This window comes from Streptomyces sp. M-16, from assembly GCF_052114405.1.
Classification (GTDB): Bacteria; Actinomycetota; Actinomycetes; order Streptomycetales; family Streptomycetaceae; genus Streptomyces.
In genome coordinates, this window is record NZ_JBFRER010000043.1 from 35,037 (window position 1) to 54,111 (window position 19,075).

Here is a 19,075-nt window from a genome sequence, read left to right on the forward strand (position 1 = left end):
GCCGGGCACCGCCAGGTGTCTTCCGGTCCCGGCCGGCACGTCCGGCCCCGCCGGCGTCTGAGGCGCGGGGAGCCGGGGCCGGCCCCCCGGCAGCGGACCCGCACCCGAACGGCGACGCCGCCACCGTCCGGCCCCGGCCGGTACGTCCAGCCCCGCCGGCGATCGGGGGCACGGGATCCGGGGGCACCCCGCCCGCCCGATCAACGGCCCGGCCGGGGCGACGTCACAATGGATACCGCCCTTCCAGCACCAGGAGCCCCACCGTGCGCAACCCCCCGCGGCCGCACCCCACCGCCTCCGACGACACCCGCGGCCTGGCCACCGTCATGCACGCGGCGTTCTTCCTGCTCCTCGGCGCCTCGGTGGCCCGCTTCCTGCTCCGGCACCCCGGCGAACCCCGTACCCCCTGGGTCATCGCCCTCAGCATCGCGCTGGCCCTGCTCCACGTCCTCGGGCCCGCCGTCGGCGCCACCCGTACGCTGCCCGCCACCGCGCCCCCGACCCCGCTGCGCCGCCGGCTGTGGCTCGGGCTGGTGGTGGCCACCTGGGTCGTGCTCGTCGTCCTCGCGCCGAGCTTCGCCTGGTGCGCCGTCCCTCTCTTCTTCACCGCCCTGCGCACCCTGCCCCCGCGCGCCGCCGTGGTCCTCGTGGCCCTGCTCACCGTCTTCGTCGTCGCGGCCCAGCTGAAGCTCTCCACCGCCTTCGACCCGAACCTCCTGGTCGCCCCGCCCGCCGTCGCCGCCCTCGCCACGGCCGTCTTCGTCCACATGGAGCGCCAGGCGCAGGAGCAGCGCGCGCTGATCGACGACCTGATCCGGACCCGCCGGGAGCTCGCCGCCACCGAGCGCCGTGAAGGCACCCTGGCCGAGCGGCAGCGACTGTCGATGGAGATCCACGACACCCTGGCCCAGCACCTGTCCAGCCAGCAGATGCTGCTCCAGGCGGCGGACCGCACCTGGGAGAGCGACCCGGGCACCGCCCGTGCGCACGTCCGTACCGCCACGGACATCACCGCGCGCGGCCTGGCCGAGGCGCGCAGGCTCGTCCACGACCTGGCTCCGCCCGAGCTGGAGAACGGCACCGGCCTGGCCGAGGCCCTGCGCGCGCTGGACGCGGGTCCGGGCATCGAGGTCCGCTTCCACCTGGAGGGCACCCCGGTACCGCTCCCGGACCGCGCCGAATCGGCCCTCCTGCGCATCGCTCAGGGGGCCCTGGCCAACGTCCGCGAGCACTCGGGCGCCCGTACGGCCGCCCTGACCCTGAGCTTCCTCGGCGACCAGGTCGTCCTGGACATCGCGGACGACGGCGCCGGCTTCGCCGAAGCCCGTCCGGCCTCCTCCGGCCGCGGGCACGGCCTCCCGGCGATGCGCGCCCGGGTGCGTCAGCTGGGCGGAACCCTGACGATCGAATCCACCCCGGGCGAGGGCACCGTCCTCTCGGCCGTGATCCCCCTGGAGCCCACCCGATGACGACGATCCTCCTCTGCGACGACCACGTGGTGGTCCGGGCCGGCCTGCTCGCCCTGCTGGGCAGCGAGCCGGACATCGAGGTGCTGGGTGAGGCCGGCAGCGGTGCGGAGGCGGTCGCGCTGGCCGCGAAGCTCCGCCCGGACGTGGTCCTGATGGACCTCCAGCTGGGCGAGGGCATCGACGGCGTCGAGGCCACCCGCCGCATCACGGCCCTGCCGGAGCCGCCGCACGTGCTGGTCCTGACCACGTACGACACGGACGCGGACATCACGCGGGCCATCGGCGCGGGCGCGACGGGCTACCTCCTCAAGGCGGAACGCCCCGAGGAGCTGTTCGCCGCCATCCACTCGGCGGCAGCGGGCCGCACCACCCTGTCCGCGCCCGTCGCGAGCCGCGTCATGGCCCACATGCGGGGCACCCGCCCGACGCTCACGGACCGCGAACTGGACATCCTGGGCCAGCTGGCCCGCGGCCTCGGCAACCGGGACATCGCCCGCGCCCTGTTCATCAGCGAAGCGACGGTCAAGACCCACCTGGGCCGCATCTACGACAAGCTCGGCGTCGACACCCGCGCGGGCGCCGTCTCGGTGGCCAAGGAGCAGCGCCTCCTGCCGTCCTGACGGGCTCCCCGTCAGCGGCCGTGGCCTTCGGGGTGACCGCCGCCGTGCCGGCCGTCGGGGCGGCGTCGACACCCGCGCGGGCGCCGTCTCGGTGGCCAAGGAGCAGCGCCTCCTGCCGTCCTGACGGGCTCCCCGTCAGCGGCCGTGGCCTTCGGGGTGACCGCCGCCGTGCCGGCCGTCGGGGCCGACGATCGTCCACGGCCGCATCAGGTCGTCGGCCTCGTGTTCCAGGATGTGGCAGTGGTGGACGTACGGCTGGCGGGCCCGGCGCCCCGGCGGCTCCGCCCGGCGGAAGCGTCCCGGCGGGGCCGCCGGCCGGGGTCACCGGCGACCGCCCGCACGCGGGATTGACGGGATCCGGACACCCGGGCCCGGTCTTCGGACAACCCGGCCCGGATTTCCGTCGCGGGCCTGCCGGACCGGCTCCCCCCGATGGCACGCTCACTCGCGCCACCCCCACCCGCACCCGCGAAGGAGTTCCCGTGTCCCACCCCACGCCCTCCCGCCGCACCCGCCTCGCGACCGCCGCCTTCCTCGGCGCCGCCCTCGCCCTCACCGCCGGCACGGCGACGGCGAACACCACGCCCACGGCCCCTACCGCTACCGGCACGGGCACCGGCACCGGCACCGGCACCGGCCAGTACTCCGGCACCGTCCCCCTCGGCACCACCCCCGCCGGCGCCGCCTACCAGCTCCGCGACCCCTCCCGCGGGGGCCAGCGCACCCTCGACGCCCTCAACCAGACCTCCGGCCCCGGCGTCCTGTTCACCGACGCCGACAACGTCTGGGGCACCGGCTTCCCCTCCAACCGCCAGACCGCCGCCGTCGACGTCCACTACGCCACCGCCGTGACCTGGGACTTCTACCGCGCCGCCTTCAACAGAAGCGGCGTACGCGGCGACGGCGTCGCCACCACCTCCCGGGTCCACTACGGCACCGGCTACGGCGGCGCCTTCTGGGACGCGAGCTGCGCCTGCGTCTCGTACGGCGACGGCACCACCCCCGGCCGCCCGCCGACCTCGCTCGACATCGTCGGCCACGAGCTCGCCCACGGCCTGATCGGCTCCACCGCCAACTTCACCGCCGCCGGAGAGCCGGGCGCCCTCGGCGAGGGCACCGCCGACATCCTCGCCACCGCCGGCGAGTTCTTCGCCGAGAACAAGGCCGACGTCGGCGACTACCTCCTCGGCGAGCGCGTCTACGACGGCCCGCCCCGCCGCATGGACCGCCCCAGCGCCGACGGCGTCTCCCGCGACTACTGGTCCGCGGACATCGGCAGCCTCGACCCGTACGCCGCCTCCGGCCCCGCCCGTCACTTCTACTACCTCCTCGCCGAGGGCAGCGGCCCCAAGGAGATCAACGGGGTCGCCTACGACTCCCCCACCCACGACGGCTCCAAGCTCCTCGGCATCGGCCGCGACCGGGCCACCCGGATCTGGTACCGGGCCCTGACCCTCCACATGCGGTCCTCCACCGACTACGCCGCCGCCCGCACCGCCACCATCCAGTCGGCCATCGAGCTCTACGGCGCCGCCGCCCCCGAAGTCGCCCGCGTCGCCGCCGCCTGGAAGGCCGTCAACGTCGGCTGACCCCGGCCCACGGCGCCGGGAGGGGCCCACCCGTGACACCATCGGGGACGTGCTCGACATCGGCTACTCCCTCTCCCGGCGCTTCCCGGACCCCCCGCAGACCGACTACCGCTCGGCGGACGTCCGGACCCTGCGGCACGACCTGTTCTGCGGCGACGTCTACCTCGCGGACACCGTCAAGGACACGGAGGTGTCCACAGCCTGGGGATGGGTGCCGGTCCTCGACTTCGCCTGGGCCCTGTGCGACATCGTCGAGAAGCTCGACGAGGACCCCCGCGGCAGCCGCTCCGCCAACCGCCAGTACGCCGAACTCGACTTCACCGAATCCGCGGACCGGATGCTCTTCGAGCGGCGCTTCGGCTGGGTCGACGTCGAGGCCGACTGGATGGATCCGGAGGAGCCCCCGCTGACCTTCAGCCACCGCCTGCTGCGCCGCGAGGCCCGCGACTTCCTCCACGACCTGATCGCGGACCTCATCGACATGCACGACGGCCTGGCCGACAACCCGGTCATCTGGACCCTCCAGTCCCGCTTCCCCCGCGTCCCGGCGTAACCCCGACAGAGCAGGCCGCCGGGGCCCCCGGGGACCGGCATCCCTGACCCCGAGGCCCCGGCGCCCGGGACGCCCGAGCTCCGGAACCCCCGCGGCCCCGCACCCCCGGACCCCGGCGCCCCCGTCACCCCCCGGACACCGACGCCCGGGACTCCCCGCGCCCCCGGCACCCCCGCCCCCCCCAGGCCCCCCGGCGCCCGGGAGGCGCAGCCGCGCCCCGCCTACCCCTCCACCCGGAGCCCCAGCTGCGCCGCCAGGGCCGGGGCCAGGTCGAACAGCTGCGCCGGACTGATCACCGCCCCGGACAGGGCCTCCACCCCGCGCGCGATCCCCAGCTCCGACGCCGCCCGCAGGTCCACGTCGGCCATCCGCGCCCCCGTGAAGTCCGCCCCCCGCACCACGCAGCCCCGGAACTCCACCCGCTCCATCACCGCACCCCCGAAGTCCGGCTCCACCAGCACGCACCCGTCGAAGACCACGTCCTTCAACCGCGCCGTCCGCAGGTTGAGGTAGTCGATCTTCCCGCCCCGTACGAGCACCCGCTCCAGCACCGCCCCGTGCAACTGCGCCCCGCCGAGCCGCGCCTCCACCAGCTCCACGTCCCGCAGCGACGCCCCCGCCAGATCCGTCCCGACTCCCCGGACCCCCTCCAGCACCGAGTCCAGGATCCGCGCCTTCGCCAGCCCCGCCCCGTCCAGCGCGCACCGGCGCAGCGCGCAGTCCATGAACCGCGCCCCGACGCCCTCCTCCCCCGCCAGATCGAGGTCCGCGAACTCCAGTCCGTCGTAGTCCCCGTCCGGCTCCAGCCCACCGCCCTCCCACGCCACCAGCCCCGGCAGCCGGACCTCCGGCCGCCTCGCCGCCTTGACCGCCTTGACCGCCTGCCCACGCACCCGCTCGTTCCGCACCATCCCCCCATCGTGACCCACGGGACCGACAACGGAACGCCCTTGACCTCAACCACGCTTCAGGTCCCAGGCTGGCGCGCATGCACACCATGCGCGCCATCCGGCTCCACGCCTTCGGCCCCGCCGAGAACCTCTCCTACGAGACCGTCCCCCGCCCCGTCCCCGGCCCCGGCCAGGTCCGCATCGCCGTCGCCTCCGCCGGCGTCCACCTCCTCGACGTCAACCTCCGCAAGGGCATCGAGGGGCCCGCGGCACCCCTGCCCGCACTCCCCACCACCCCCGGTCGCGAAGTCGCCGGCACCGTCGACGCCCTCGGCCCCGGCACCGATCCCGCCTGGCTCGGCCGGACCGTCGTCGCCCACCTCGGCTTCGCCCCGGGCGGCTACGCCGAGTACGCCGTCACCGACGCCGCCCGCCTCCACCCCGTCCCCGAGGGCCTCGACACCGCCCAGGCCGTCACCATGATCGGCACCGGCCGCACCACCCTCGGCATCCTCCAGTTCGCCGACCTCGGCCCCGGCTCCACCGCCCTGATCACCGCCGCCGCCGGCGGCATCGGCACCCTGCTCGTCCAGTGCGCCAAGAACGCCGGCGCCACCGTCGTCGCCCTCGCCGGAGGCCCCGCCAAGACCGCCCTGGCCGCCGCCAACGGCGCCGACCTCGCCGTCGACTACACCGCCGACGACTGGGCCGACGCCGTCCGCGCCCACCACCCCGACGGCGCCACCGTCCTGTTCGACTCCGTCGGCGGCGCCACCGCGCGGACCGCCCTCGGCCTCCTCGCCCCCGGCGCCCGCCACCTCGTCCACGGCCGGTCCTCCGGCCCCCTCACCCTCACCGACGCCGAACAGGACGACCTCACCGCCCGCGGCATCACCACCCGGGGCGTCCTCGGCCCCGCCATGCTCGAAGCCGTCGGAGCCCCCGACCCGATGCGCGTCCTGGAAACCCGCGCCCTCGAAGAAGCCGCCACCGGCCGGCTGCGCCCCGCCGTCCAGCGCTACCCCCTGGCCGAAGCCGCTGCCGCCCACCACGCCCTCGAAACCCGCGCCACCACCGGCAAGGTCGTCCTGGAGCCCTGACCGATCCCGCCCGGGCCCTCCCGGCCCGCTCGCCCGGCACCGCACCCCGCCGCACCACCGAGGCGCGGTGCCAGACCGCACCCGCTCGACCGACAGGATCCGCACGCGACGCCCCGCCACCGGACCCCCGTCACGACGCCCCCCGCACCCGCGCCGCCTCGCCCCGGGCGAACGCCGCCTCCGCCCGGTACCGCCGACGGTCCTGCGGAAACACCAGCACCCCCGCCAGCCCCTCCGAGGCCACCGCCACCTCCTCCCACCACCCGGCCAGTTCCGCCGCCGGGCACCCCGGAGCCGGTCGCCGCCCCCGCACCTCCCGCAACGCCTCCAGAGCCGATCCCAGCTCCCGCGGCACCTCCCCAGCGCAACCGCGCACCCCGCTCACCCCGTACGCCCCAACAACACCTCCGCGACTGCCACTTCCCGCTCCGGCAGCGCCACCTCCCCGTCCTCCACCTCCCACAGACAGTTCTGCACCACCCGCCCCAACGTCCACGCCCGCGCCCGCTCCCGCTCCAGCCCCACCACCTCCGTCAGCAGGTCGAACCGCCACCCGACCTCCCGCGCCCGGAACCCGTTCACCAGCGCCGGCAGCAAGTCGAACCCCGGATCCCCCGCCAGCGGCTTCGGATCGATCGCCAGCCACGGCTCCCGCACCCCCGCCAGCACGTTGTCGAAGTGCAGGTCCCAGTGCAGCAACCGGTCCCCCGGCTCCCCCGCCACCTCCGCCAACGCCGCCGCGCAGTCCCGCAGCAACCGCCGCTCCCCCGCGTCCGCCAGCCCCCCGGCCGCCTCCGGCACCCCCGCCAGCAGCCCCTCCGCGACCTCGCCCAGCCCCCGCAGCCCCTCCGGCGCCCGCACCGACGTCAGCCGCGCCAGCAACTCCGCCACCACCGTCACCGCCGCCCGCGCGTCCCGTTCCACCAGCTCCGACAGGTGACGCCCCGCGTCCAGCCGCTCCAGCAGCAACGTCCCCGTCGGCCCGTCCCACTCCAGCAGCTCCACGCAGCCCCGCCCGCCCCACGCGCGCAGCGCGACCGGCTCCCCCGCGCTCTCCTCGTCCGGGACCAGCAGCTTCAACGCCGCCTCCGTACCGTCCGCCCGCACCACCGGCAGCACCAACGCCGTCATCCCGTGCATCGCGGGCCCCGTCACCCGCAGCCCCCACCGCTCCAGGAACTCCGCCGCCCGCCCCGGCAGCCCCGCGATGAACTCCCGTCCCGCCGCGCCGCCGTACCGCAGCTGCACCTCGACCAACCCGGCCGGAATCTCCACCATGAGCCCGACCCTACGCAGCTACGCCCCGACGCCCGCGTCCTTGAGGGTCCGCGCGAAACCGGCCGCGTCGAACATCGACCCGTCCTTCGCCCCCACCGGCTTCCCGTCCACCAGCACCGCCGGCGTCCCCTGCATCCCCGTCGCCTCGAAGGCCTCCTCCGCCCCGGCGACCCACCCCGTGTGCGTCTCCTCGGCCACGGCCCGGTCGAAGGCCTCCCCGCGCAGCCCCGGCACCCGCTCGGCGATCCGCAGCAGCAACTCGTCGGTGAACCTCCCCTTCGGCTGGCTCGCGAAGACCGCCGCGTGGTACTCGGCGAACTTCCCCGCGTCCACCGACGCCCGCAGCGCGTTCACCGCCTTCACCGAACCGCTCGCCCCGCCCCGGTCGAGGAAGGAGGCCAGCAGGTACTCGATCCTCACCCCACCCTCGTCCGCCAGCTTCAGCAGCGTCTCCCCGCCCGCCGCCTCGAACTTCGCGCAGGCCCCGCACCGCGGATCCACCAGGACCTGGACGGTGCGCGGCGCCCCGGGCCGCCCCACGACCACCTTCCCCCCGTCCACGGCGGCGGGCAGCTTCGCCAGCCGGTCCGCGATCGGGCTGGTCCGCACGACCGCCGAAGCCGACGACCCCGCGTCCGAAGCCGCTCCGCCGCCCGCTCCGCAGCCCGCCACCGCGCCGCCCAGCAGCGCCGCCGCCGCTGCCGCCGCGACGAGCCGTCCCGCGCGCCCTGCCCTCCGTACACCCGGTATCACCCGACGACACCCTCTCCATAAAAAACTCATAAACCCTAAAACCGACAAACCCCCTTCGACACCCTACGCAACGCCCCGCACCCCCCACATCGGCCATCCGGCCTGCCAACGCCCTCCGAAACACGACACCCCGCCCCTGGACACCCCTCGAACACCCCGTGTACCAACTCCCCCATGACGATCAACGGCGGTATCTCCTTCTGGTACGCGACCGACACCACCGCCCACCAGCCACCCCGCGCCCCCCTCACCGCCGACGCCACGGCAGACGTCGTCATCGTCGGCGGCGGCTACACCGGCCTGTGGACGGCCTACTACCTCAAGCGCGCCGCCCCCGATCTCCGCGTCACCGTCCTGGAGCAGAAGTTCTGCGGCTACGGCGCCTCCGGCCGCAACGGCGGCTGGCTCTACAACGGCATCGCCGGACGCGACCACTACGCCGCCCTCCACGGCCACCAGGCCGCCCTCCGCCTCCAGCACGCCATGAACGACACCGTCACCGAGGTCATCGACACCGCCGCCAAGGAGGGCATCGACGCCGACGTCCACCGCGGCGGAGTCCTCGAAGTCGCCCGCACCCCCGCCCAACTCGCCCGCCTCAAGGCCTTCCACGCCGCCGAACTCGGCTTCGGCGAGAGCGACCGGGTCCTCTACGACGCCACCGACACCCGCGCCCACATCGACGTCGCCGACGCCGTCGGCTCCAGCTGGACCCCGCACGGAGCCCGCATCCACCCGCTCAAGCTGGTCCGCGGCCTGGCCGCCGCCTGCGAACGCCTCGGCGTGGTCATCCACGAATCCACCCCCGTCACGGAACTCGCCCCCCGCCGGGCCGTCACCCCGTACGGCACGGTCCGCGCCCCGTACGTCCTGCGCTGCACCGAGGGGTTCACCGCCGCGCTCAAGGGCCAGAAGCGCACCTGGCTCCCCATGAACTCCTCGATGATCGCCACGGCCCCCCTCCCGCAGTCCGCCTGGGACTCCCTGGGCTGGTCGGACCGGGCCGTCCTCGGAGACATGGCCCACGCCTACATGTACGCCCAGCGCACCGCCGACGACCGCATCGCGATCGGCGGCCGCGGCATCCCGTACCGCTTCGGCTCGCGCACCGACAACGACGGCCGCACCCAGCCGGCCACCATCGCCTCCCTGTCCTCCCTCCTCTTCTCCTTCTTCCCGCAGCTCACCGGTACGGAGATCACCCACGCCTGGTCGGGCGTCCTCGGCGTCCCCCGCGACTGGTGCGCCACCGTCACCCTGGACGCCACCACGGGCCTGGGCTGGGCGGGCGGCTACGTCGGCTCCGGCGTGGCCACCGCCAACCTCGCCGCCCGCACCCTGCGCGACCTGGTCCTCGGCGAGAGCACCGACCTGACCGCCCTGCCCTGGGTCCACCACCGCGTCCGCCGCTGGGAGCCCGAACCCTTCCGCTGGCTCGGCGTCCACGCCCTCTACGCCGCCTACCGCGAGGCGGACCGCCACGAATCGACCACCCACCGCCCCACGACGACTCCCCTGGCCCGCCTCGCCGACCGCATCTCGGGCCGCGGCTGAGATACGCGGAAGGCCCCGGGTGATCACCCGGGGCCTTCCGCTTATGTACGAATTCCCTTGATCAGATGCCATCTGACCTGGGACGGAGCCGCCTGTCGGAATCGAACCGACGACCTTCCCATTACAAGTGGGGCGCTCTACCAACTGAGCTAAGGCGGCACAACCTCCACCCGCGACACCGCCGCGCGTGGAGCCGCCATCACTCTACACAGCGCCCGATTCCCCAAGCCATCAGATTGAACCCTCCCCCGCAACCCCTCACGCACACGTTCGTTGAACGAACCGATGTGCCGTTCTGAAGATCAGACCATGGGAGGGGAGATGGCGGACCGAGTAACAGGAGAGGAAGCCCGACGGATCAAGCGCGACCTCCTCGGGGTGGGCGACCGGACCGAGCGCCGGAAGCGGGCCGCGGCGCCGATGAAGGGGCTGATCGGACAAGCGGGCAAACAGCAGCGCGCCTACCGCTTCCGTTTCTATCCGACCGCCGACCAGGCGGCCCAGCTCACGCAGACCTTCGGCGCCTGCCGCTGGGTCTACAACGAAGGCCTCGCCCTCCGGGTGAAGGCCTGGGAGGACCACCGGGTCTCACTGGGTTACGCGGAGACCTGCCGGGCCCTGACCGGGTGGAAGCGCGTACGGGGGACGGCGTGGCTGAAGGAGACCTCGTCCACGGTCCTCCAGCAGTCCCTACGACACCTGGACTCGGCCTTCTCACGATTCTTCAAGGGCTCGGCGAAGTATCCGCGGAGGAAGTCCAAACACCGCTCGAAGGACTCGGCGACCTACGTCCGCACCGGCTTCCGGTGGGTCGAAGACCCGGACCGTCCCGGTACGGCCTCGGTCATGCCGGCCAAGCAGACGGCGCCACTCGACATCCGCTGGTCGCGCGCCCTTCCCCCGGGCCAGTTACCGGTGAAGCTGAACGTCACCCGGGACCGAGCCGGCCGGTTCTTCCTGTCCGTACTGGTGGAGGAGGCGGTCGTCCCGCTGCCCACGATGTTCGTTCCGGGCGGTCGGGAGCCCAAGGCCGTGGGCCTCGACCCCGGCCTCGCGACGCTGGTGACGATGGACGACGGGGAGAAGCTCCCGCACCCCGCCTCCTGGCGAAATACGAGAAGCAGCTCGCGACCCTCCAGCGTGACCTGCACCGGAAGCAGAAGGGTTCGAAGAACCGGGGGAAGGCGCGCGAGCGGATCGCCCGCCTCTACGCCTCGATCGGTGACGTCCGTCGTGACCAGCTGGACCAGCTGACGACCCGCCTCGTGCGCGAGAACCAAGTGCTCGTGGTGGAAGACCTACCCGTCGCCAACCTCCTGCGTGCGGCAACAGGCAGGAACAGGCGCCGCAAAGCGGCCCTGAACCGTTCGATCCTCGACGCCGCCTGGGGTGAACTGCTGCGCCAGCTGCATTACAAGTGCGCGTGGTACGGGCGGACGCTGGTCATCGTTGACCGCTTCTTCCCGTCGACCCGGCGCTGCTCCGCCTGCCACTCGAAGGGCGCGAAGCTCGACGTATCGGACCGTGAGTGGACCTGCGTGGAGTGCGGAGCCACCCATGACCGGGACACCAACGCGGCTGTGAACCTCCGGGACGAAGGGATGCGGCTGTACTGGGCGGCGGCGATGGCCCTGCCTCCGGGGCAGGTACCGCCAAGTGTGATCAAAGCTTCGGAGCTGCTGGACCTCGTACCGGCGGCATAGCGAGGTGAAGCAGTACGGACCGACGGACCGTCGGCCGCAACGCCTGTGGAGCCTGTGTAGGACCGACCAGGTGCGACCCTCAAGGTCTCACCGGGCCGGCGGCGGGCGTCGAAACAGGAACCACTGCTCGCGAGGGCAGTGAGGCGTGGGAGTGCCACGGCCCAAAGCCGGTGCTCTGCCCCGCCCGGCCCGCAATCCGGCCCGTCAGATTGCTGACAGGAGGCTTCACAGCCGGTAGCGTCGGGCGGAGTCCGCTTACTGGACTAGACCTTCCACTCGGATCGTCCGGCACGTTCCTGCCGGTAGAAGGGATTCACCACCATGGCTTCTGTGACTTTCGACCGCGCGACCCGGCTCTACCCGGGCGGCGACAAGCCCGCCGTCGACCAGCTGGAGCTGGAGATCGAGGACGGCGAGTTCCTCGTCCTCGTCGGCCCCTCCGGCTGCGGCAAGTCCACCTCCCTGCGCATGCTCGCGGGTCTGGAGGACGTCAACGGCGGCGCCATCCGCATCGGCGACCGCGACGTCACGCACCTGCCGCCCAAGGACCGGGACATCGCGATGGTGTTCCAGAACTACGCGCTGTACCCGCACATGACCGTCGCCGACAACATGGGCTTCGCGCTCAAGATCGCCGGCGAGGACAAGGCCACCATCCGCCGCAAGGTGGAGGACGCGGCGAAGATGCTGGACCTCACCCAGTACCTCGACCGCAAGCCCAAGGCGCTCTCCGGCGGTCAGCGCCAGCGCGTCGCGATGGGCCGCGCCATCGTCCGCAAGCCGCAGGTCTTCCTCATGGACGAGCCGCTGTCGAACCTCGACGCCAAGCTCCGCGTGTCCACCCGCACCCAGATCGCCGCCCTCCAGCGCGACCTCGGGATCACCACCGTCTACGTCACCCACGACCAGGTCGAGGCCATGACGATGGGCGACCGCGTGGCGGTCCTCAAGGACGGTCTGCTGCAGCAGGTCGACACCCCGCGCAACATGTACGACCGGCCGGCGAACCTGTTCGTCGCCGGGTTCATCGGCTCCCCCGCCATGAACCTCGTCGAGGTCCCGATCACCGACGGCGGCGTGAAGTTCGGCGCGAGCGTCGTCCCGGTCTCCCGCGCGGCGCTGTCGGCGGCCGCGGACGCCGGGGACCGCACGGTCACGGTGGGCGTGCGCCCCGAGCACTTCGACGTCGGCGACGCGGGCGGCCTGACGATCACCGTCAACGTGGTCGAGGAACTGGGCGCCGACGGCTACGTCTACGGCAGCGCCCTGCTCGGCACCGACAAGACCCCGCAGGACATCGTGGTCCGCGTGGGCGGACGCCAGGTCCCGGAGAAGGGCTCGACGATGCACCTGGTGCCGCGCGCCGACGAGATCCACGTGTTCTCGACGTCCACCGGTGCCCGCCTGTCCGACTGACGCGCACCCACGCGCACGCACGCGCAGGAGGGGCGTCCCGCCAAGGGGCGCCCCTTCGGCGTCAGTTGTGGACCGCGGCGCGGGCCGGCGGCACGGAGCCGGGCACCGGCAGCCGCGCGGACGGGGGCACGAACCGCGGCAGACCGGGCCATTCGGCCGCACCCGTCAACCCTTGATTCGAAAAGCCACGTCGAACCATCCCCCGACCGAGTGACTAAATGTCGCCAAATCCTCACCGAACGCTACTCTCGCCCTCGTGACCCACACTGCCCGCCGAATCGGCCGTTCCCTCGCCCTGGTCCTGCCCGTCGTCCTGGTCCTGTCCGGGACCCTCGCGGTCACGATGGTCCCCTGGGCGGACAACTCCCCTTCCCAGATCCTGACCGCCTCCGCCGAGGACGTCTCCGTCCCCGCGAAGCCCCGCGCCGCGCAGGACGTGCTGCGCGACCGGCTGCTCGGTGAAATCCGGCAGGGCGAGGAGCCGGGTGACGTCCTGACCCACCTCCAGCAGGAGGTGGACAAGCGCCCTTCGCTCGCCGACCACTGCGTGGGCATCGCGCGGGCCCTGGGCCGGGCCGCCGTGGACGCGTACGGGCCCACGAAGGCCCAGTCGTTCGCGCGCCCGGTGTGCGACACCTCGTACGCCTCGGGTGTCGCCTCGATGGGCTGACGCCCGCCGCGCCTGCCTCCGCCGGGGCAGGGGCCGTCCCTACGCTGACGGCCATGAGCGATGTTCCCCCCGCACCTCCCGCCTCTACCGTTTCCTCCCAACCCATTGACCGCGCGGCCGCGTTCCCGGCCCCGCCCACCCAGGCGGTCGTCCTGGCGGGCGGCCAGGGATCGCGGCTGCGTCCGTATACGGACGACCGTCCGAAGCCGATGGTCGAGATCCCCGGGACGGGACTGCCGATCATCGGGCACCAGCTGGCCTGGCTGGCGGCGGAGGGGGTCACCGACGTCGTCGTCTCCTGCGGGCACCTCGCGTACGTGCTCCAGGAGTGGCTGGCGCGCGCCCCGCTGCCGCTGCGCGTGACCACGGTGGTCGAGGAGGAGCCGCTGGGGCGCGGCGGCGGCCTCAAGTACGCGGCCCGGCACCTGCCTTACGGGGACCGGCCGTGGTACGCGACCAACGGGGACGTGTGGACGCGGTTCCCGCTGCGCGAGATGGCGGCCTTCCACGAGGAGCGCGGGGCGACCGCCACGCTGGCGCTGGCGCGGCCGCGGATCCCGTGGGGGGTGGTGGAGACGAACGAGTTCGGGCAGGTGCTGGACTTCATCGAGGCGCCGCCGTCGCCGTATTTGGTCAATGCCGGCGTGTACGTGTTCGCCCCCGAATTCACGGCGCTGCTGCCCGATTTGGGGGACCACGAGCGCACGACGTTCCCGCATCTGGCGCGCGAGCGGCGGCTGGCGGGCTTTCCGCTGCCGCAGGGGGCCTACTGGCGGGCGATCGACACGGCGAAGGACCTGACCGAGGCGGCGCGGGAGTTGGCGGCGCAGAACGCCGCCTGAGCCCCCTGCGCGCCGCGGCCCGCCCGCACCGTCCGCCCGTCCCGCAGCCGGCCCCCGGCGTCCGGCCCCCGGACGCGGCCCTCGTACGCGGCCCCCGTACGCGGCCCCCGACGCGGAAGGGCCCGGCGCGCTCGCTGGCGTGCCGGGCCCTTCGGGGTGGGAGGGGTCAGCCGAGGAGGCCGCCGACGAGGCCGGGCTTCTTGGCCGGAGTGTCCCCGCCGCCCCGGCTCCCGGTGGAGGAGGCCGGCGGCTGCTGCGGGCTGGACTGCTTCGGGGTGCTGCTGCGCGGCGTCTGGCCGCTGCCGCCGCTCCTGGTGGCGCTGGGGGCCCCGGAACCGGTGCCGGTCCCGGCGGTCTCCCGGGTGCTGGAGCCGGTACCGGTGCGGCCGGGCTTGGCGGAGGGGGTGGGGGCGGACGCGGAGGGGGTGGCGGCCTGCTTCGAGGGCTGCTGCTGCTTGGCCGCGGGCCCGGATGGCTGGACGGGGGCCTGGGGCAGCGGGCTGCCGGGGAGGTAGTTGCTGGGGGCCTGGCCGGGGCCGGGGACGGTGACGACGGTGCTGGAACGGACGGCGCCGCCGAGGACGGAGCCGATGAGGAGGGTGAGCCCGCAGACGACGGTGGCCATCACCGCGCCGCGGCGCAGGACGCGCCGGCGCAGCCGCCAGAGCTCGACGCGGGGGCCGAGGGTGCGCCAGGCCTCTCCGGAGAGGCGGCCGTCGAGGGAGTAGACGGGCGCGCCGGCGATGATCAGCGGGCTCCAGGCGGCCAGGTAGATGATGTCGGGGGCGTCGTAGGCGGGGACGGTCTTCCAGCTGACCGTCATCAGCAGGGCGGCGGAGAGCAGGGCCCCGATGCAGGCGGCAAAGCGCTGCCAGAGGCCGAAGACGGTCAGGACGCCGACGATGACCTGGAAGAAGGCCACGCTGAGGCCGGCTCCCACGGGGTGGGCCAGCGCGAAGTCGCGCAGGGGTTCGGCCAGGGCCCAGGGGTGCAGGGTGTGGAGCCAGCTGACCATGGAGCCGCGTTCGCCGCCGTCGAAGTAGACGGGGTCGCACAGCTTGCCCATGCCGGCGTAGATGGAGATGAAGCCGAGGAAGACGCGCAGCGGGAGCAGCACGACGCCGAGGTTCATCCGGCGGCCGGGGTAGTAGGAGGCCTGGGCGCGGGGGTCGGCGGGACCGCGCCGGGAGTCGGTGTCGGGGTACTGGGGGTACTCGGGGTACTGGGGGTACTGGGGGTACTGCGGGGGGTACTGCGGGTCGTGCGGCCGGTGGGGCAGGTCCCGTACGGCGGTCAGCGGGCGGGTCTCGTCCCGGTCGCCGTAGGTCCGCTGGCCGATGACGGTGGGGGTGGCGAGGGTGTCGTCGGCGAGGTCGTGCGCGAGGTCGACCCGGGGGATGGTCTGGGTGGCCCCGCCGTCGTATTCGTCGTGTCCGCGGCCGGCCTCCCGCACGGCCTGGAGGAGCCCGCCCGTGGCCGCGGCGTCGCCGGGGGCGGACTTGCCGCTCCAGACGACCGGGGCGCGGCGGCGGGTGGCTCCGGCGGCGGCGACCACGGCGGCGCCGAGTACGGGCGCGCGGCCGGGGGCATTCGCGGGCTTGGAACGCGCGCTCGGGCTCGGTGCGAGCCGCACGCGGAAGCTGGCGTGGTTGACGATGACCTGTGCGGGGTCGCACGGCACCTTGACCATGCTCAGCGCGGGCTGGTCGTCGAACCCTGACGTTCTGGTGTCCACACTCATCTAACCGAGTGATCAGTGTTTAGGACACTGCCTTGACAGCAGGGATCTGTCCGAGACCCGTCAAGATCAAGTCACCCCGCCCGGAACGGGCGGGGTGACACGCTCACGAGTGACTCCCCGTGAGGCAAGTGGATCAAGCGGCGGGGCGGGCGGGCCCTGCCCCGGGGCCGTCGGAAGTGCCCGGCCCCGGCCCTGGCGCCGTCAGACGCGGCTGGCCTCGGCGCGGCGGCGGGCGGCCTCGTAGAGGACGACGCCCGCGGCGACACCGGCGTTGAGCGACTCGGCGCCGCCCGGCATCGGGATGCGGACGAGGTAGTCGCAGTTCTCGCCGACGAGACGGCCGAGGCCCTTGCCCTCGGAGCCGACGACGATGACGACGGGACCGGCGAGCGCTTCGAGGTCGGCGACGGAGTGCTCGCCCTCGGCGGCCAGGCCGACGATGGCCAGACCGGCCTTCTTGTAGTCCTGGAGGGCCCGGGTCAGGTTGGTGACGCGGGAGACCGGGGTGCGGGCGGCGGTGCCGGCGGAGGTCTTCCAGGCTCCGGCGGTCATGCCGGCGGCGCGGCGCTCGGGGATGACCACGCCGTGGCCGCCGAAGGCGGAGACGGAGCGGACGATCGCGCCGAGGTTGCGGGGGTCGGTGACGCCGTCGAGGGCCACGATCAGCGGGTCGTCGCCGTTGTCGTAGGCGTCGGCGGTGAGGTCCTCGGGGTGCGCGTACTCGTAGGGCGGGACCTGGAGGACCAGGCCCTGGTGGTTGAGCCCGTTGGTCATGCGGTCGAGCTCGGGGCGCGGGGCTTCCATCAGGTTGATGTTGCCGCGCTCGCCGGCGAGCTGGATGGCCTCGCGGACGCGCTCGTCGTTGTCGATGAACTGCTGGACGTAGAGGGTCGTGGCGGGCACGCCGTCGCGCAGCGCCTCGAAGACCGGGTTGCGGCCGACGACCATCTCGCTGGTGCCCTTGGGGCCACCGCGGCGCGGGGCCGGGCGGCGCTTGGCGGCCTGGCGGGCCATGGCGCCCGCGATGCGGTTGGCCTTGTGCTTCTTGCGGTCCTCGGCCTTGGGCGTGGGGCCCTTGCCTTCCAGGCCCTTGCGCCGCTGGCCACCGCTGCCGACCGTGGCGCCCTTCTTGTTGGACGTGCGGCGGTTCCTGCGCTGGCTGTTCCCGGCCATGACCTCTACCTGTTTTCGTTGGTGCTGCGATATGTACGTATGAAGAGTGTGCCGCCCGGAAGGCCGGGCGGCACAGTCGGACTGCTCCGGAGGGCCCTGTCGGTGGTACGCGCCTAGCGCGGGCCGAGGGTCCAGCGGGGTCCGGTGGGGCTGTCCTCGATGACCAGGCCGGACTGCTGGAGCTGGTCGCGGATGGCGTCGGCGGTGGCCCAGTCCTTGCGGGAGCGGGCGGACTCGCGCTGCTCCAGGACGAGGCGCACGAGGGTGTCGACGGCGCCGTGCAGGTCCTCGCCCCGGTCGGCCGCCTCGCCGGCCCAGTGCGGGTCGAGCGGGTCCAGGCCGAGGACGCCCAGCATGGCGCGCACCTCCGAGAGACGGGCGATGGCCGCGTCCTTGTCGTCGGCGGCGAGGGCGCTGTTGCCCTGGCGGACCGTGGTGTGGACGATGGCGAGCGCCTGCGGGACGCCCAGGTCGTCGTCCATGGCCTCGGCGAAGCCCGGCGGGACCTCGGCGGCGGCCTCGACGGGCCCGCCCGCCTTCTCGATGACGCGCTGGTAGAAGCCCTCGATGCGAGCGAAGGCGGACTCCGCCTCGCGCAGGGCCTCCTCGCTGTACTCGATCATCGAGCGGTAGTGCGGGGTGCCGAGGTAGTAGCGGAGCACGATCGGGCGCCACTGCTTGACCATCTCGGAGACGAGGACCGAGTTGCCGAGCGACTTGGACATCTTCTCGCCGGACATGGTGACCCAGGCGTTGTGCACCCAGTACGTGGCGAACTCGTCGCCGAAGGCGCGGGCCTGGGCGATCTCGTTCTCGTGGTGCGGGAAGATCAGGTCCAGGCCGCCGCCGTGGATGTCGAAGGCCTCGCCGAGGTACTTGTGCGCCATGGCGGAGCATTCGAGGTGCCAGCCGGGACGGCCGCGGCCCCACGGGGTCTCCCAGGAGGGCTCGCCGGGCTTGGCGGACTTCCACATGGCGAAGTCGCGCGGGTCGCGCTTGCCGGTCTCGCCGGTGGACTCCGGCTGGCGGATGTTGTCGAGCTCCTGGCGGGAGAGCGACAGGTAGCCGGGGAAGGACTTCACGTCGAAGTAGACGTTGCCCTCGGACTCGTACGCGTGGCCGCGCTCGATGAGCCCGCGCATCATCTCGACCATCTCGGGGACGTGACCGGTGGCGCGGGGCTCGTAGGTCGGCCGCAGGCAGCCCAGGGCGTCGTAACCGTTGTTGAAGGCCAGCTCGTTGTCGTAGCCGATGGACCACCACGGGCGGCCCTGCTCGGCGGACTTCGCGATGATCTTGTCGTCGATGTCGGTGACGTTGCGGATGAAGGTGACGTCGTAGCCGCGGTACGCGAACCAGCGGCGCATCACGTCGAAGTTCAGGTAGGACCTGATGTGCCCGATGTGCGGGGCGGCCTGCACGGTCGCGCCACAGAGGTAGATCGAGACGCAGCCCGGAACGAGCGGGGTGAAGTCGCGGATCTGCCGGGCGCTGGTGTCGTACAGGCGAATAGTCACGGCATCCAGGGTAGTGGGCCTCTAGCAGTGCCCCGCGACCCTTTGGGCACCCGGGGGCGGGTTTGTTGGCGAAGAGGCGCGGACGGGGGCCCCGCGAGGTCCCGTACGGGCGGTTTACCCGCCTTGCCCGGCACCTTCCGCCGCCCGCGGCGCCCCGGGCAGCCGCGCGGCCTCGACCGGGGCGCGAGGCCCCGGCCCGGCGGGCCG

Annotated in this window: 16 protein-coding genes, 1 tRNA gene and 1 pseudogene; 10 read left to right on the plus strand and 8 right to left on the minus strand. The window is 73.6% G+C overall.

Going from position 1 to position 19,075, the window contains the following annotated elements:
- Positions 1-326 precede the first annotated feature (326 nt).
- The 4 genes from AB4039_RS20675 to AB4039_RS20690 all read left to right on the plus strand — a co-directional run bounded on the left by AB4039_RS20675 (position 327) and on the right by AB4039_RS20690 (position 4,231).
- Entirely contained in the window at positions 327-1,469 is a 1,143-nt protein-coding gene (locus AB4039_RS20675) for a sensor histidine kinase (RefSeq protein WP_266841786.1), read from the plus strand.
- Positions 1,466-2,089 (plus strand): response regulator transcription factor, encoded by a 624-nt coding sequence (locus AB4039_RS20680; RefSeq protein ID WP_266840705.1) that lies wholly within the window; start codon positions 1,466-1,468, stop codon positions 2,087-2,089. Before AB4039_RS20675 ends, AB4039_RS20680 begins: the two co-directional genes overlap by 4 nt.
- A 482-nt stretch (positions 2,090-2,571) precedes the next feature.
- Positions 2,572-3,678: a M4 family metallopeptidase gene (locus tag AB4039_RS20685; protein ID WP_442271448.1), complete on the plus strand. Its 1,107-nt coding sequence runs from the start codon at positions 2,572-2,574 to the stop codon at positions 3,676-3,678.
- 49 nt (positions 3,679-3,727) lie between these two features.
- Positions 3,728-4,231: a hypothetical protein gene (locus AB4039_RS20690; protein ID WP_266840703.1), complete on the plus strand. Its 504-nt coding sequence runs from the start codon at positions 3,728-3,730 to the stop codon at positions 4,229-4,231.
- 221 nt (positions 4,232-4,452) lie between these two features.
- Here AB4039_RS20690 and AB4039_RS20695 read toward each other — a convergent pair whose 3' ends face one another.
- The gene (locus AB4039_RS20695) at positions 4,453-5,142 is read right to left on the minus strand and encodes a pentapeptide repeat-containing protein (RefSeq protein ID WP_266840701.1); all 690 of its coding nucleotides are present in this window, start codon (positions 5,140-5,142) and stop codon (positions 4,453-4,455) included.
- 86 nt (positions 5,143-5,228) lie between these two features.
- Between AB4039_RS20695 and AB4039_RS20700 the strand changes: the two genes are divergently transcribed.
- Positions 5,229-6,221, plus strand: coding sequence for a zinc-binding dehydrogenase (locus AB4039_RS20700; protein ID WP_266841784.1), 993 nt, complete (start codon positions 5,229-5,231; stop codon positions 6,219-6,221).
- Positions 6,222-6,351: 130 nt separating this feature from the next.
- Here the strand turns inward: AB4039_RS20700 and AB4039_RS20705 are convergent, their stop codons facing one another.
- Genes AB4039_RS20705 through AB4039_RS20715 form a run of 3 tightly spaced genes read right to left on the minus strand, consistent with a single transcriptional unit; the run spans position 6,352 to position 8,252 of the window.
- Complete coding sequence (locus AB4039_RS20705) at positions 6,352-6,576, minus strand: hypothetical protein (RefSeq protein WP_442271449.1); 225 nt, start codon at positions 6,574-6,576, stop codon at positions 6,352-6,354.
- 26 nt (positions 6,577-6,602) lie between these two features.
- Positions 6,603-7,499, minus strand: a complete 897-nt coding sequence (locus tag AB4039_RS20710) for an aminoglycoside phosphotransferase family protein (protein ID WP_442271450.1) — start codon at positions 7,497-7,499, stop codon at positions 6,603-6,605.
- An 18-nt stretch (positions 7,500-7,517) separates the two neighbouring features.
- Positions 7,518-8,252, minus strand: coding sequence for a thioredoxin domain-containing protein (locus AB4039_RS20715; RefSeq protein ID WP_266840696.1), 735 nt, complete (start codon positions 8,250-8,252; stop codon positions 7,518-7,520).
- Positions 8,253-8,426: 174 nt separating this feature from the next.
- On the opposite strand from AB4039_RS20715, the gene AB4039_RS20720 reads away from it, so the two are divergent.
- The gene (locus AB4039_RS20720; RefSeq protein ID WP_442271451.1) at positions 8,427-9,806 is read left to right on the plus strand and encodes an NAD(P)/FAD-dependent oxidoreductase; all 1,380 of its coding nucleotides are present in this window, start codon (positions 8,427-8,429) and stop codon (positions 9,804-9,806) included.
- Between the two features lie 86 nt (positions 9,807-9,892).
- On the opposite strand, the gene AB4039_RS20725 is transcribed toward AB4039_RS20720, so the two are convergent.
- Positions 9,893-9,965: transfer RNA gene (locus tag AB4039_RS20725), tRNA-Thr, on the minus strand.
- Positions 9,966-10,226: 261 nt separating this feature from the next.
- Here AB4039_RS20725 and AB4039_RS20730 point away from each other — a divergent pair.
- The 4 genes and pseudogenes from AB4039_RS20730 (at position 10,227) to AB4039_RS20745 (ending at position 14,437) form a co-directional block, all read left to right on the plus strand.
- Positions 10,227-11,509: pseudogene (locus AB4039_RS20730) on the plus strand (RNA-guided endonuclease InsQ/TnpB family protein).
- 321 nt (positions 11,510-11,830) lie between these two features.
- Positions 11,831-12,925: an ABC transporter ATP-binding protein gene (locus AB4039_RS20735; protein ID WP_266840693.1), complete on the plus strand. Its 1,095-nt coding sequence runs from the start codon at positions 11,831-11,833 to the stop codon at positions 12,923-12,925.
- 256 nt (positions 12,926-13,181) lie between these two features.
- Positions 13,182-13,595: a hypothetical protein gene (locus tag AB4039_RS20740; protein WP_266840692.1), complete on the plus strand. Its 414-nt coding sequence runs from the start codon at positions 13,182-13,184 to the stop codon at positions 13,593-13,595.
- Positions 13,596-13,648: 53 nt separating this feature from the next.
- Positions 13,649-14,437: a nucleotidyltransferase family protein gene (locus AB4039_RS20745; protein WP_266840690.1), complete on the plus strand. Its 789-nt coding sequence runs from the start codon at positions 13,649-13,651 to the stop codon at positions 14,435-14,437.
- 166 nt (positions 14,438-14,603) lie between these two features.
- Here AB4039_RS20745 and AB4039_RS20750 read toward each other — a convergent pair whose 3' ends face one another.
- The 3 genes from AB4039_RS20750 to cysS form a co-directional block, all read right to left on the minus strand.
- The gene (locus AB4039_RS20750) at positions 14,604-16,178 is read right to left on the minus strand and encodes a DoxX family membrane protein (RefSeq protein ID WP_442271452.1); all 1,575 of its coding nucleotides are present in this window, start codon (positions 16,176-16,178) and stop codon (positions 14,604-14,606) included.
- A gap of 201 nt (positions 16,179-16,379) precedes the next feature.
- Entirely contained in the window at positions 16,380-17,351 is a 972-nt protein-coding gene (gene rlmB, locus AB4039_RS20755; RefSeq protein WP_266840687.1) for a 23S rRNA (guanosine(2251)-2'-O)-methyltransferase RlmB, read from the minus strand.
- 113 nt (positions 17,352-17,464) lie between these two features.
- Positions 17,465-18,868 (minus strand): cysteine--tRNA ligase, encoded by a 1,404-nt coding sequence (gene cysS / locus AB4039_RS20760; protein ID WP_266840686.1) that lies wholly within the window; start codon positions 18,866-18,868, stop codon positions 17,465-17,467.
- Positions 18,869-19,075: the final 207 nt, after the last annotated feature.

Bases quoted from the DNA above. Each gene is read 5' to 3' on its own strand.
- rlmB (WP_266840687.1), bottom strand. From the start codon at position 17,351: ATGGCCGGGAACAGCCAGCGCAGGAACCGCCGCACGTCCAACAAGAAG.
- AB4039_RS20750 (WP_442271452.1), bottom strand. From the start codon at position 16,178: ATGAGTGTGGACACCAGAACGTCAGGGTTCGACGACCAGCCCGCGCTG.
- AB4039_RS20675 (WP_266841786.1), top strand. From the start codon at position 327: ATGCACGCGGCGTTCTTCCTGCTCCTCGGCGCCTCGGTGGCCCGCTTC.
- AB4039_RS20695 (WP_266840701.1), bottom strand. From the start codon at position 5,142: ATGGTGCGGAACGAGCGGGTGCGTGGGCAGGCGGTCAAGGCGGTCAAG.
- AB4039_RS20700 (WP_266841784.1), top strand. From the start codon at position 5,229: ATGCGCGCCATCCGGCTCCACGCCTTCGGCCCCGCCGAGAACCTCTCC.
- AB4039_RS20680 (WP_266840705.1), top strand. From the start codon at position 1,466: ATGACGACGATCCTCCTCTGCGACGACCACGTGGTGGTCCGGGCCGGC.
- AB4039_RS20745 (WP_266840690.1), top strand. From the start codon at position 13,649: ATGAGCGATGTTCCCCCCGCACCTCCCGCCTCTACCGTTTCCTCCCAA.
- AB4039_RS20720 (WP_442271451.1), top strand. From the start codon at position 8,427: ATGACGATCAACGGCGGTATCTCCTTCTGGTACGCGACCGACACCACC.
- AB4039_RS20710 (WP_442271450.1), bottom strand. From the start codon at position 7,499: ATGGTGGAGATTCCGGCCGGGTTGGTCGAGGTGCAGCTGCGGTACGGC.
- AB4039_RS20735 (WP_266840693.1), top strand. From the start codon at position 11,831: ATGGCTTCTGTGACTTTCGACCGCGCGACCCGGCTCTACCCGGGCGGC.